Source organism: Mycobacterium tuberculosis H37Rv, assembly GCF_000195955.2.
Lineage (GTDB): Bacteria > Actinomycetota > Actinomycetes > Mycobacteriales > Mycobacteriaceae > Mycobacterium > Mycobacterium tuberculosis.
The window spans coordinates 2,923,195-2,935,031 of the sequence record NC_000962.3 but is presented as its reverse complement, the minus strand read 5'-3'; the positions used below and the strand labels follow the sequence as shown (position 1 = coordinate 2,935,031).

Genomic DNA, 11,837 nt, shown 5'->3' with positions numbered 1-11,837 from the left:
TCGGTTGGCCGTTATCGGTTGGCCACCACCGCGGCGGGTATCCCCGGTGACCGCGTCGTCACGGGTCAGCGGGCATTCCGGTCAAAGACTCTATGGCATGTCCGGCAAGATCTGCGAGGTTCCGTCAAACTTCGCCCGCGAGGTGGCCAGACTCGACGATCAGGGTTGCAACCGTTCCAGCCGGCCATTGGCGACGCGGATTCGGTTGTGCATGCGGTTCTCCCGGCCCTGCCAGAATTCCACGATTTCCGGAGCGATGCGGTAGCCGCCCCATCCTGGGGGCACCGGGATCTGGTCCTGGTCGGCGAAGCGACGCGTCACCTCGGCGAGCTGGTTATCGAGCTGGGCGCGAGAACCGACCGGGCGCGACTGCTGCGAGGCCCACGCACCCAGCTGCGCGCCCCGGGGGCGCATGGACCAATACGTGAATATCTCCTCGGTGCTGACCTTGCTGACTGGGCCCTGTACGTGTGCCTGGCGACCTAGCTGGTACCAGGGAAAGGTTGCCGATGCGTATGGTGTCACGGCGAGCTGCTCGCCTTTGGCGGAGGTGTAGCTGGTAAAGAACGCGACACCGGACTCGTCCAGGATTTTGCAAAGTACCGAACGGGTCACCGGTTTTCCGTCGGCAACGGTGGCGAGCACCATCGCGTTCGGTTCACTCACTCCGGCGCGTTGTGCATCGTTCAACCAGCGCCGCAGCAGCGTGAGCCAGCCGTCGTCGAGCCAGTCGAAGTCCAGATCTCCGCAGCCATCCTTCTCCGGGCCGTATTCGCCACGCATCCTTGCCAATTGGTCTTTATCGATCGCGACCATTTGGGCGTCATCGTCCATTCCGGCCTCCGGTGCTGCACGGCTGAGGGATTCGTAATTTACCAATCGGCGTCCTGGCCACGCCCCTGAGTGGCTAGCAGACCGGCGCGGTAGCGGTCGTATCGTAGTGGGGACAAGAGGAGGCACCATGGATCCTGCAGGTAACCCAGCGACCGGTACGGCGCGGGTCAAGCGCGGCATGGCCGAGATGCTCAAGGGCGGCGTCATCATGGACGTTGTCACCCCGGAGCAGGCCCGCATCGCCGAGGGCGCCGGTGCGGTTGCGGTAATGGCGTTGGAAAGGGTGCCCGCCGATATCCGCGCCCAGGGCGGGGTGTCGCGGATGAGTGACCCCGACATGATCGAGGGCATCATCGCCGCGGTCACCATCCCGGTGATGGCTAAAGTGCGCATCGGCCACTTTGTCGAGGCGCAGATCCTGCAGACGTTGGGCGTCGACTACATCGACGAGTCCGAGGTGCTGACGCCCGCTGACTACGCCCACCATATCGACAAGTGGAACTTCACGGTGCCTTTCGTGTGTGGGGCGACCAATCTCGGTGAGGCGTTGAGGCGCATCAGCGAGGGAGCGGCCATGATCCGGTCCAAGGGCGAGGCCGGGACCGGAGACGTCTCCAACGCGACCACACACATGCGGGCCATCGGTGGTGAGATCCGCCGGTTGACGTCGATGTCGGAGGACGAATTGTTTGTCGCGGCAAAAGAATTGCAAGCGCCCTATGAACTCGTTGCCGAGGTAGCTCGGGCGGGCAAGTTGCCGGTCACACTGTTCACCGCCGGGGGTATCGCCACGCCCGCCGACGCGGCGATGATGATGCAGCTTGGCGCCGAGGGCGTCTTCGTGGGTTCCGGTATTTTCAAGTCCGGCGCCCCTGAGCACCGCGCCGCCGCGATCGTCAAGGCCACCACGTTCTTCGACGATCCCGATGTGCTGGCCAAGGTGTCGCGCGGGCTGGGCGAGGCGATGGTGGGCATCAACGTGGACGAGATCGCTGTCGGTCATCGGCTCGCCCAGCGCGGCTGGTGAGAACCCGCGACGAGCAGACGGTCATCGCGTGTCGATCGAAGAGATCCTTGATCTTGAGCAACTTGAGGTCAACATCTACCGAGGAAGCGTGTTCAGCCCCGAATCGGGCTTCCTGCAACGCACTTTCGGTGGTCATGTAGCCGGCCAGTCGCTGGTGTCGGCGGTGCGCACCGTCGACCCGCGGTACATGGTGCACTCGCTGCACGGCTATTTTCTTCGGCCTGGAGATGCCAAGGAGCGCACGGTTTTTCTGGTCGAACGCATCCGCGACGGTGGATCGTTCTGCACCAGGCGGGTCAACGCAGTCCAGCACGGGGAAACCATATTCAGCATGGCGGCGTCGTTCCAGACCGAACAGGAGGGCATTACCCACCAAGACGTTATGCCAGCGGCGCCGCCGCCCGACGGCCTGCCGGGGTTGAACTCGATCAAGGTTTTCGATGATGCCGGGTTCCGGCAGTTCGACGAGTGGGACGTGTGCATCGTGCCCCGGGAGCGCCTGCGGCTTTTGCCGGGCAAGGCTTCCCAGCAGCAGGTGTGGCTTCGCCACCGTGACCCGTTGCCCGACGACCCGGTGTTGCACATCTGTGCACTCGCCTACATGAGCGACCTCACGCTGCTGGGATCGGCACAAGTCAACCACCTCGATGTGCGCGACCAGCTGCAGGTGGCATCGCTGGACCATGCGATGTGGTTCATGCGACCCTTCCGCGCCGACGAGTGGTTGCTGTACGACCAGTCGTCGCCGTCGGCCAGCGGCGGTCGTGCGCTGACTCGGGGCGAGATTTTCACACGGTCCGGGGAGATGGTCGCGGCGGTCATGCAGGAGGGGCTGACCCGCCACCGGCGCGGTCACCGGTCGGTGGGGCAGTGAGCGGGCTGTGAGCGTTCCACGGGTCGGGGTGCTGGCGCTGCAGGGCGACACCCGGGAGCACCTGGCTGCGCTGCGCGAATGCGGGGCCGAGCCGATGACGGTGCGGCGCCGCGACGAACTTGACGCGGTGGACGCGCTGGTCATCCCGGGCGGGGAATCCACCACGATGAGCCACCTGCTGCTCGACCTCGACCTGCTGGGACCGCTGCGGGCCCGGCTCGCCGATGGGCTTCCGGCCTATGGTTCGTGCGCGGGCATGATTCTGTTGGCCAGCGAGATCCTGGACGCCGGTGCGGCAGGCCGCCAGGCGCTGCCCCTGCGTGCGATGAATATGACGGTGCGGCGCAATGCTTTTGGAAGTCAGGTTGACTCGTTTGAAGGCGATATCGAGTTCGCTGGTCTAGACGATCCGGTGCGCGCGGTGTTCATCCGGGCGCCATGGGTTGAGCGAGTCGGTGACGGTGTGCAGGTGCTGGCCCGCGCGGCGGGGCACATCGTCGCGGTGCGCCAGGGTGCGGTGCTTGCCACCGCGTTTCATCCGGAGATGACCGGCGATCGCCGCATTCATCAGTTGTTCGTCGACATCGTCACCTCCGCGGCGTGAGCAGTCGCAAAAGCACCCGTTTCAGGCCGAAATTTGGAGCTTTTGTGTCTGCTCGTGCCGGTTGGCTCGCCGCCCACAACCCCCACGTAGACTCGTCTGGCGAACGAGCAACAGAAGAGGTAAATCACTGCGATGAGCGGCCATTCCAAGTGGGCCACCACCAAGCACAAGAAGGCCGTCGTCGACGCCCGCCGCGGCAAGATGTTCGCCCGGCTGATCAAGAACATCGAGGTGGCGGCGCGTGTCGGTGGCGGTGATCCGGCCGGCAACCCCACGCTCTACGACGCGATTCAGAAGGCGAAGAAGAGCTCGGTTCCCAACGAGAACATCGAACGGGCCCGCAAGCGCGGCGCCGGCGAGGAGGCCGGCGGCGCCGACTGGCAGACCATCATGTACGAGGGCTACGCGCCCAACGGGGTGGCGGTGCTGATCGAGTGTCTGACCGACAACCGCAATCGCGCCGCCAGCGAGGTGCGGGTGGCGATGACGCGCAATGGTGGCACCATGGCCGATCCGGGGTCGGTGTCCTACCTGTTCTCCCGCAAAGGCGTGGTGACCCTGGAAAAGAACGGCTTGACCGAAGACGATGTGCTGGCGGCTGTTCTGGAAGCCGGTGCCGAGGACGTCAACGACCTGGGCGACAGTTTCGAGGTCATCTCCGAGCCCGCGGAACTGGTCGCGGTTCGTAGCGCTTTGCAAGATGCCGGCATCGATTACGAATCGGCCGAGGCCAGCTTTCAACCCTCGGTCAGCGTGCCCGTGGACCTGGACGGCGCACGGAAAGTGTTCAAGCTCGTCGACGCGCTAGAAGACAGTGACGACGTGCAGAACGTGTGGACCAACGTCGACGTGTCCGACGAGGTGCTGGCCGCCCTCGACGACGAGTGAGCACTGCGGGGCTTGCGCTGTCACTTGGCCAGGAGCCGCAGCTCGATTCCGCCGTACTGGGTGAAGGCGGTGTCAGTCGTCACCAACTCGAATCCACCGGTAAGTGCGAAAGCAGCTAGGTAGGCATCCATCCAAACCTTGGGCGCCGGCGACTGGCGAACGGCGAAGGCTCTCCACTGGGCCTCCAAACCATCAGGTTCGGCGCCGGCCAGCACGATGCGGTCGTCATCCAGGAACGCGGCATAGGCCGCCCACGCTTCGCGGTTGGTCAGTGGTGGGCTGCCATACGCGCCCAGCACCGTCCGATTCGTCAACAGCCGAAGGAGCGACTGTTGGGTTGCGCGGCAAAAGTGGATGACTCCGGGCGCGTTGATGGTGTCTAGCCATGCGCGCGAGGCCCTGTGGTGCACGTGTCCGGAAAGCGCCAACGCCAGCCAGATGTTGGTGTCACAGAGCAGCATCGTCGTGTCCGGACCACCACTGGGCCTCCTGGTCGAGCAAGGCCGCGGCAACACGCTCCGGCGTCATTTCTTGTTCGCGGGTAGCCGCGCCACCGCAATGCACCAGGGGAAGCTGCACGCGCCGCGGCGTTGGGATTGGAGCCCCGCTGTGCGTCTGGGACAGACCGGATCTGAGCAGTTCGGTCACGACATCTTTCATCTTGCGGCCCTGCTGCGCCGCGCGGACCTTGATAGCGCGCATCAGTTCATCAGGCAGGTCGAGCGTGGTCTTCATTTACCCAGCATACTGTTTTTATGCTTTTATGGCCGGGCTACGAGCGGGCCCCGGTTCCGTTCGGAACCCGTGCTGCGTTGTGCAAACCCTGGCCGCCCTAGATGGGTGCGCTAGTCCCAGCCGTGCCGCATGTCCTCAACAATGTGCGGATTGTCCAGGGTCGACGGGTCCAACGTGCGGGGCCGGATGTCGCCGGAAAACACGGTCGCGGCCTCGAGCACCTGTTGGTCCAGGAAGCGCAGTGCAGGGGCAGTGCTCGGCACAGCGGGGGTGGGCGCGATGTCTGTAAGGCGTGCCAGGGCGAATCCCCAGTCGCCGAAGGTGGGCACGTGCACGTGGTAGGGCGTGACGGCATACCCGGCGGACCGGATCGTGGAGATGATGCGCCAGAACGCAGTCGGGGTCGAATACGGGCTGCCTGCCTGCACGACCATGAGCCCGCCGGGCGCGAGCGCGCGGGCGGCGAGTGCGTAGAACTCGGTGGAATACAGCCGACCCAGCACGGGAGTATCGGGGTCGCGAAGGTCGACGATCACTGCGTCGAAGCCAGCCGGGGGGACCGCGGCGCCGCGTAGCCAGCTCATGGCGTCGTCGATCACGACGTGTACGCGCGGGTTGTCCAGCGAACCGGCGTTGACGTCGCGCAGGGTGGTGCGCGCCAGTTCGATGACCGCGGGGTCGAGTTCCACCTGCACGATCTGCTCGATGCCGGGTTGGCGCAGCAGTTCGCGGGCTGCCAGTCCGTCGCCGCCACCGAGCACCAGCACCGAACGCGCGCCATCGGAGACTGCCGGGTAGACCAGGCTTTCGGTGTAGCGGTATTCGTCGCGGGTGCAGAACTGCAAACCTCCGTCCAGGTAGAGGCGCAGGTCATCGCCGCGGCGGGTGACCACGATTTCCTGGTAGGCGCTGTGTCGGTAGGCGATGATCGGGTCGGCGTAGAGCTGTTGGCGGCCGGTGGTCTCAATGTCGTGGGAATGCACCAGCAGTGTGGCGATCAGCCCGAGCGCCGCGGCGAGCGCGCATAAGGCGGTCACCAGTTGCCGGCCGGACACGACGTGGCGCAGCAGGAAGATCGACACAACCCCGGCGGCCGCCAGATTGACGATGCCGGTGACCGCCGCACCGCGGATCATCCCTAACTGCGGCAGCAGCAGGAATGGCCAGGCCAGCCCGCCGACCAACGCGCCCAGATAGTCGGCCGCGTTGAGGTTGGCCAGGGTGCGTCCGGCATCGGCGGCCCCTGCCACGCGGCCGCGCTGCAACAGCGTCATCAGCAGCGGCACCTCGGCGCCGACCAGCCCGCCGATCAGGGCGGTGCCCACCGCAAGAACCAGCGTCGACCCGTCGAGCTCGTCCAGGAACGCGAACGCCGCATACAGCGCCGCCGCGGACAATCCGCCGATGATGCCCAGCACCGCCTCCACGGCGATGAACGCGATGGCCGCGTGTGCAAGTAGCGGCTTGATCAGCAAGGCGCCTGCTCCCAGCGCGGCTATGTAGCCCGCGACGATCAGGGAGGTGGCCACGATCCCGCCGCCGTTCAGGCTCGCCGCCAGTGTCAGCAGCGCGAGCTCGTAAACGAGACCGCAGGCCGCGCACGCCGCGACCGCGGCCAGCAGCACGGCCCGCCACCGTACCGAAGCTTCGGTGGCTTCGCCCGCCTGCCGGGTGGACGTCATGACAACGCGGCGGCGATTACCCCCGCTACCGCCAGCAGCATGACGGCGGTAGCGAACACCGCCGGATGCAGCGCAGGTGCGTCGATGTGCTCACGGAATCGCCCCGGCACCGCGATCTCGAGGATCACCAGTGCCACCCCCTGCAGCGCGACACCGACGATTCCGTACACCGCCACGCCGATCAGGCCCTGGGCCAGCTGATTGGAGCTGGCGTAGATGGCGGCGATGGTGACGATGGCCAGCGCCACATACATTGTGGCGGCCAGAACCACGGCGTTGGGGCGGCGGTCGATGAACACTAGGCGACGCAGATCGCCCGGGGTCAACAGGTTGACCATCAGAAAGCCTGCGACTAGCACGGCGGCGCCCACTAGGAAGTACAAGACGGTGGCCACCACCCCATGCAGGATCGGGGTAAGGCTGATGGTCCCGAAATCGACTCCGGCCTAATACATGACTCTCTCCTTTGCGTCATCGCCTTACTTGCTGCCGCCAGGACCGCCCGGGCTGCCCCCCGAACCGCCCGACGGGGACCCAGGGGTGAATCCAGGGCCCAGGAAGACATATGCGCCGTGGTTATATCCGGCGCTGAGGTTTTCGACGCGGATGATGCACGGATAGGTGCCGTCGGGTCCGACCGTCACGATGTTGTTGCGGTAACGCAGGTACTCGGTGTCGGTATGCGACGCGCGCGCCGCCGGGGTCTGGTACTTGACGAGCGTGGTGGCCACCTGTTTGGGCGATCCGGTGCACAGGTATCGCGTTCCGTTCACGTCACGGGATTCTTGGCGATAGTGCGAGGCGATATACGAGCCAACGTCCCTGTTCAGCAGCGTGATTCCAGAGATCAAGGACACGGCGGCGGCAACCGCCAAGCTGCCGGCAACCAGGAACAGGCGGTTGCGGCTCATGGACGCCATCGGCTCGTCGTGTGGACCACCGTCCCGCCGGACGCGCTCGGGTACAGATGCCAAGTCCGCCAACGCCACCCGGTTCCATCGGGTTCGGCGGCGAGTGCGGTCAGCGCGGCGTCATCACCGGGAAACACACCGCCCAGCCACCCGGTTGCCCGCGTGCAGCGTTCACGCAGGTGGCGCGCGAGTCGCCGAAACGCCGCCTCGTCGTGCGTCTCGGTATGGGATTGGAGGTGGTAGCCGGGTGCGTGGGTGGACTCGGGCAGATCGCCGCCCCGGCTGCGGGCCACGCAGGAGACTTCCTCGCAGAAGCGTCCCTCGACGGTGACGACATGCGACGCGCCGAGGACGCCGAGCTGCAGTGCGCTGCCGTCGGTGTGGGCCAGTCGGTGGGTGGCCAGTGGCCGCGGCGCGGGTGCGTTCAGCACGAGTCCAAGCAATGCCCCTGATACGTCCACCGGCGCTATGGCGAGCTGATGAAGTGGCACCGATTCGGCCCTATGCCGAGACTGGGGGCGCGGGGTAGACGGTGAGCTCGCCGGCCAGTACGGACTTGCCGGTCGCTATCTCCCATCCCATGTCCGGTGCCCAGCGCTCGAATGACAGCAGCATGGACTCGTCGGCCCCCTGACCGGCACTGGCGCAGTCGACGTAGTCCATCTCACCGCCGGCCGGCAGGCCCGTCGTGCCCTCGGTGGTATATCCGGCGTGACCGCGCTCGGTCTCCTGAAACGTCACGCCGTCGATCACGTGCTGGCCACCGGGCTGCAAGCCCAGATCGGTGCGTTTCACCCACATCGCAAGCTCGAGACGCCCGTCGTCCTCTTGCACGCTCAGCCAGGTTGGCGTGTCGCCGCCTTCCAGCAAGTGTTCCCACCACACGAAGGGACCCTCGCGAAAGGTGACTGATCCGCGGACCACATAGTCGATGCCACCGTGGCTGACAATTGCGCCGGGTCCGAGTTGGCGGGGGCCGAATTGCGGCATTGCGTCGAAGGCCAGCGGATCCCGGCGCCCGCCCGGCGTGGCTGGTGTTTTGGGCCGCCGGATGGCCACGACGAGAACGACGATGGCGGCGATGAACAGCGCCACGGCAATCACGACCAGCAGATTTCCCACGCATACCCTCTCGTACCGCTGCGCCGCGGTTGGTCGATCGGTCGCATATCGATGGCGCCGTTTAACGTAACAGCTTTCGCGGGACCGGGGGTCACAACGGGCGAGTTGTCCGGCCGGGAACCCGGCAGGTCTCGGCCGCGGTCACCCCAGCTCACTGGTGCACCATCCGGGTGTCGGTGAGCGTGCAACTCAAACACACTCAACGGCAACGGTTTCTCAGGTCACCAGCTCAACCTCGACCCGCAATCGCTCGTACGTTTCGACCGCGCGCAGGTCGCGAGTCAGCAGCTTTGCGCCGGCAGCTTTCGCCGTGAAGCCGACCAGGGCATCGTAGGTTGCGCCACCGGTGACATCGTGCTCGGCGAGGTGGTCGGTCAAGCCGCGATATGAGCAGGCATCCAGTGCCAGGTAGTTGCTGGAGGTGATGTCCGCCAAGTAGGCGTGGACGGCAACAGGGGCAATACGATGCGGCGGTGGTAGCCGGGTCAAGACCGAATAGGTTTCCACAGCCGCGTGCGCGATCAGATGGACGCCACGGTTGAGCGCGCGCACGGCGGCCTCGTGCCCTTCGTGCCAGGTCGCGAATCCGGCAACCAGCACGCTGGTGTCTGGTGCGATCACCGCCGTGTGCGATCGAGCGTTTCCCGAACGATTTCGTCGGTCAACGGGGGCAGGGGACGTTCTGGCCGTGCGACGAGAACCGAGCCTTCCCGAACGAGTTCGACACCGGTCGGGGCCGGCTCAATCTCGATGCGCCCATCGCGCTCGGTGATCTCCACCTGGTCGTTCCCGCGCAAGCCAAGGCGCTCGCGAATCCGCTTGGGAATCACCAGACGTCCTGCGACATCGATGGTTGTTCGCATGGTAGGAAATTTACCATCGCACGTTCCATAGGCGTGTCCTGCGCGGGATGTCGGGACGATCCGCTAGCGTATCGAACGATTGTTCGGAAATGGCTGAGGGAGCGTGCGGTGCGGGTGATGGGTGTCGATCCCGGGTTGACCCGATGCGGGCTGTCGCTTATCGAGAGTGGGCGTGGTCGGCAGCTCACCGCGCTGGATGTCGACGTGGTGCGCACACCGTCGGATGCGGCCTTGGCGCAGCGCCTGTTGGCCATCAGCGATGCCGTCGAGCACTGGCTGGACACCCATCATCCGGAGGTGGTGGCTATCGAACGGGTGTTCTCTCAGCTCAACGTGACCACGGTGATGGGCACCGCGCAGGCCGGCGGCGTGATCGCCCTGGCGGCGGCCAAACGTGGTGTCGACGTGCATTTCCATACCCCCAGCGAGGTCAAGGCGGCGGTCACTGGCAACGGTTCCGCAGACAAGGCTCAGGTCACCGCGATGGTCACCAAAATCCTTGCGCTGCAAGCTAAACCGACACCGGCCGACGCGGCCGACGCTTTGGCGCTGGCGATCTGTCACTGTTGGCGGGCGCCGACGATCGCCCGGATGGCTGAGGCCACGTCGAGGGCGGAAGCACGAGCAGCGCAGCAGCGTCATGCGTACCTAGCCAAGCTGAAGGCCGCCCGATGATCGCCTCGGTCCGCGGTGAGGTGCTCGAGGTGGCGCTTGACCATGTGGTGATCGAGGCCGCCGGTGTGGGCTACCGAGTGAACGCGACACCGGCGACGCTGGCGACGTTGCGGCAAGGCACCGAGGCCCGGCTGATCACCGCGATGATTGTGCGCGAGGACTCGATGACGCTGTACGGGTTTCCCGACGGGGAAACCCGCGACCTATTCCTGACGCTGCTGTCGGTCTCCGGCGTTGGGCCCCGGCTGGCGATGGCGGCACTGGCCGTGCACGACGCTCCGGCGCTACGGCAGGTGCTGGCCGACGGCAACGTCGCCGCCCTGACCCGGGTGCCTGGGATCGGCAAGCGGGGCGCCGAACGCATGGTGTTGGAACTACGCGACAAGGTTGGGGTGGCAGCCACCGGCGGCGCACTCTCGACCAACGGCCACGCGGTGCGCAGTCCCGTGGTCGAGGCTCTGGTCGGCCTGGGCTTTGCGGCCAAACAGGCCGAGGAGGCCACCGATACGGTGCTGGCCGCCAACCATGACGCGACGACATCCAGCGCGCTGCGGTCTGCCTTGTCGTTGCTGGGGAAGGCCCGATGACCGAGCGGTCCGACCGCGACGTTTCGCCCGCACTCACCGTCGGAGAGGGCGACATCGACGTCAGCCTGCGGCCGCGCTCGTTACGCGAATTCATCGGCCAGCCCCGGGTCCGCGAACAGCTGCAGCTGGTCATCGAGGGAGCCAAAAACCGCGGCGGCACACCGGATCACATTCTGCTGTCCGGTCCGCCGGGCTTGGGCAAGACGTCGTTGGCGATGATCATCGCCGCCGAGCTGGGGTCCTCGCTGCGGGTGACGTCGGGGCCGGCGTTGGAACGCGCCGGTGACCTGGCGGCGATGCTGTCCAACCTGGTCGAGCACGACGTGTTGTTTATCGACGAGATCCACCGCATCGCCCGGCCCGCCGAGGAGATGCTGTATCTGGCGATGGAAGACTTCCGCGTCGATGTGGTGGTCGGCAAAGGTCCTGGGGCCACGTCGATTCCGCTGGAGGTCGCGCCGTTCACCCTGGTCGGGGCGACTACCCGGTCGGGCGCGTTGACCGGCCCGCTGCGCGACCGGTTCGGCTTCACCGCGCACATGGATTTCTACGAGCCCGCCGAGCTGGAGCGGGTGCTGGCCCGCTCCGCCGGAATTCTGGGTATCGAGCTGGGCGCCGACGCCGGCGCCGAAATCGCCCGCCGTTCTCGGGGAACGCCGCGGATCGCCAACCGGTTGTTGCGCCGGGTGCGTGACTTCGCCGAGGTGCGCGCCGACGGCGTCATCACCCGCGACGTCGCCAAGGCCGCACTGGAGGTCTACGACGTCGACGAGCTGGGTCTGGACCGGCTGGACCGAGCGGTGCTCTCGGCGCTGACCCGCAGCTTCGGCGGTGGTCCAGTGGGTGTGTCGACGCTGGCGGTGGCGGTCGGGGAGGAGGCCGCCACGGTCGAGGAGGTGTGCGAACCATTTCTGGTGCGCGCGGGTATGGTCGCGCGCACCCCGCGCGGCCGGGTGGCCACCGCCCTGGCCTGGACGCACCTGGGCATGACGCCACCGGTCGGAGCGAGTCAACCGGGGTTGTTCGAGTAGTGCG

General features: G+C 66.2%; 17 protein-coding genes. 7 read left to right on the top strand and 10 right to left on the bottom strand.

Annotated elements, in window-relative coordinates:
• Positions 1-159 precede the first annotated feature (159 nt).
• A complete protein-coding gene (pdxH, locus tag Rv2607) occupies positions 160-834 on the bottom strand; it encodes a pyridoxine/pyridoxamine 5'-phosphate oxidase (RefSeq protein NP_217123.1) in 675 nt (224 codons plus the stop codon).
• A 127-nt stretch (positions 835-961) separates the two neighbouring features.
• Between pdxH and snzP the strand changes: the two genes are divergently transcribed.
• The 4 genes from snzP to Rv2603c all read left to right on the top strand — a co-directional run bounded on the left by snzP (position 962) and on the right by Rv2603c (position 4,227).
• Positions 962-1,861, top strand: a complete 900-nt coding sequence (snzP, locus tag Rv2606c; protein NP_217122.1) for a pyridoxine biosynthesis protein — start codon at positions 962-964, stop codon at positions 1,859-1,861.
• Positions 1,862-1,889: 28 nt separating this feature from the next.
• Positions 1,890-2,735 (top strand): acyl-CoA thioesterase II, encoded by an 846-nt coding sequence (tesB2, locus tag Rv2605c; RefSeq protein ID NP_217121.1) that lies wholly within the window; start codon positions 1,890-1,892, stop codon positions 2,733-2,735.
• Positions 2,736-2,742: 7 nt separating this feature from the next.
• Positions 2,743-3,339, top strand: a complete 597-nt coding sequence (gene snoP, locus Rv2604c; protein NP_217120.1) for a glutamine amidotransferase SnoP — start codon at positions 2,743-2,745, stop codon at positions 3,337-3,339.
• A 132-nt stretch (positions 3,340-3,471) separates the two neighbouring features.
• Entirely contained in the window at positions 3,472-4,227 is a 756-nt protein-coding gene (locus Rv2603c; RefSeq protein NP_217119.1) for a transcriptional regulator, read from the top strand.
• Positions 4,228-4,247: 20 nt separating this feature from the next.
• Here Rv2603c and vapC41 read toward each other — a convergent pair whose 3' ends face one another.
• From vapC41 to vapB40, 9 genes are all read right to left on the bottom strand, one after another.
• Positions 4,248-4,688: a ribonuclease VapC41 gene (gene vapC41 / locus Rv2602; protein ID NP_217118.1), complete on the bottom strand. Its 441-nt coding sequence runs from the start codon at positions 4,686-4,688 to the stop codon at positions 4,248-4,250.
• On the bottom strand, positions 4,675-4,962 hold the full coding sequence (gene vapB41, locus Rv2601A) for an antitoxin VapB41 (protein ID YP_177673.1): 288 nt from the start codon (positions 4,960-4,962) through the stop codon (positions 4,675-4,677). Before vapB41 ends, vapC41 begins: the two co-directional genes overlap by 14 nt.
• 110 nt (positions 4,963-5,072) lie before the next feature.
• Positions 5,073-6,644 carry a spermidine synthase gene (gene speE, locus Rv2601; RefSeq protein YP_177892.1) on the bottom strand — a complete coding sequence of 524 codons (1,572 nt, stop codon included), beginning with the start codon at positions 6,642-6,644 and terminating at the stop codon, positions 5,073-5,075.
• Entirely contained in the window at positions 6,641-7,042 is a 402-nt protein-coding gene (locus tag Rv2600) for an integral membrane protein (protein ID NP_217116.1), read from the bottom strand. Before Rv2600 ends, speE begins: the two co-directional genes overlap by 4 nt.
• Positions 7,043-7,123: 81 nt before the next feature.
• Complete coding sequence (locus Rv2599; protein NP_217115.1) at positions 7,124-7,555, bottom strand: membrane protein; 432 nt, start codon at positions 7,553-7,555, stop codon at positions 7,124-7,126.
• Entirely contained in the window at positions 7,552-8,046 is a 495-nt protein-coding gene (locus tag Rv2598) for a hypothetical protein (protein NP_217114.1), read from the bottom strand. Before Rv2598 ends, Rv2599 begins: the two co-directional genes overlap by 4 nt.
• Positions 8,047-8,056: 10 nt before the next feature.
• Positions 8,057-8,677: a membrane protein gene (locus tag Rv2597; protein ID NP_217113.1), complete on the bottom strand. Its 621-nt coding sequence runs from the start codon at positions 8,675-8,677 to the stop codon at positions 8,057-8,059.
• 216 nt (positions 8,678-8,893) lie between these two features.
• A complete protein-coding gene (vapC40, locus tag Rv2596; protein NP_217112.1) occupies positions 8,894-9,298 on the bottom strand; it encodes a ribonuclease VapC40 in 405 nt (134 codons plus the stop codon).
• Positions 9,295-9,540 carry an antitoxin VapB40 gene (gene vapB40, locus Rv2595; RefSeq protein NP_217111.1) on the bottom strand — a complete coding sequence of 82 codons (246 nt, stop codon included), beginning with the start codon at positions 9,538-9,540 and terminating at the stop codon, positions 9,295-9,297. The genes vapC40 and vapB40 overlap by 4 nt, the downstream gene beginning before the upstream one ends.
• A 108-nt stretch (positions 9,541-9,648) precedes the next feature.
• Here vapB40 and ruvC point away from each other — a divergent pair, with 108 nt between their 5' ends.
• The 3 genes from ruvC to ruvB are packed head-to-tail and all read left to right on the top strand — an operon-like array spanning position 9,649 to position 11,833.
• A complete protein-coding gene (gene ruvC / locus Rv2594c) occupies positions 9,649-10,215 on the top strand; it encodes a crossover junction endodeoxyribonuclease RuvC (RefSeq protein ID NP_217110.1) in 567 nt (188 codons plus the stop codon).
• The gene (ruvA, locus tag Rv2593c) at positions 10,212-10,802 is read left to right on the top strand and encodes a Holliday junction ATP-dependent DNA helicase RuvA (protein NP_217109.1); all 591 of its coding nucleotides are present in this window, start codon (positions 10,212-10,214) and stop codon (positions 10,800-10,802) included. The genes ruvC and ruvA overlap by 4 nt, the downstream gene beginning before the upstream one ends.
• Entirely contained in the window at positions 10,799-11,833 is a 1,035-nt protein-coding gene (ruvB, locus tag Rv2592c; protein NP_217108.1) for a Holliday junction ATP-dependent DNA helicase RuvB, read from the top strand. The genes ruvA and ruvB overlap by 4 nt, the downstream gene beginning before the upstream one ends.
• Positions 11,834-11,837: the final 4 nt, after the last annotated feature.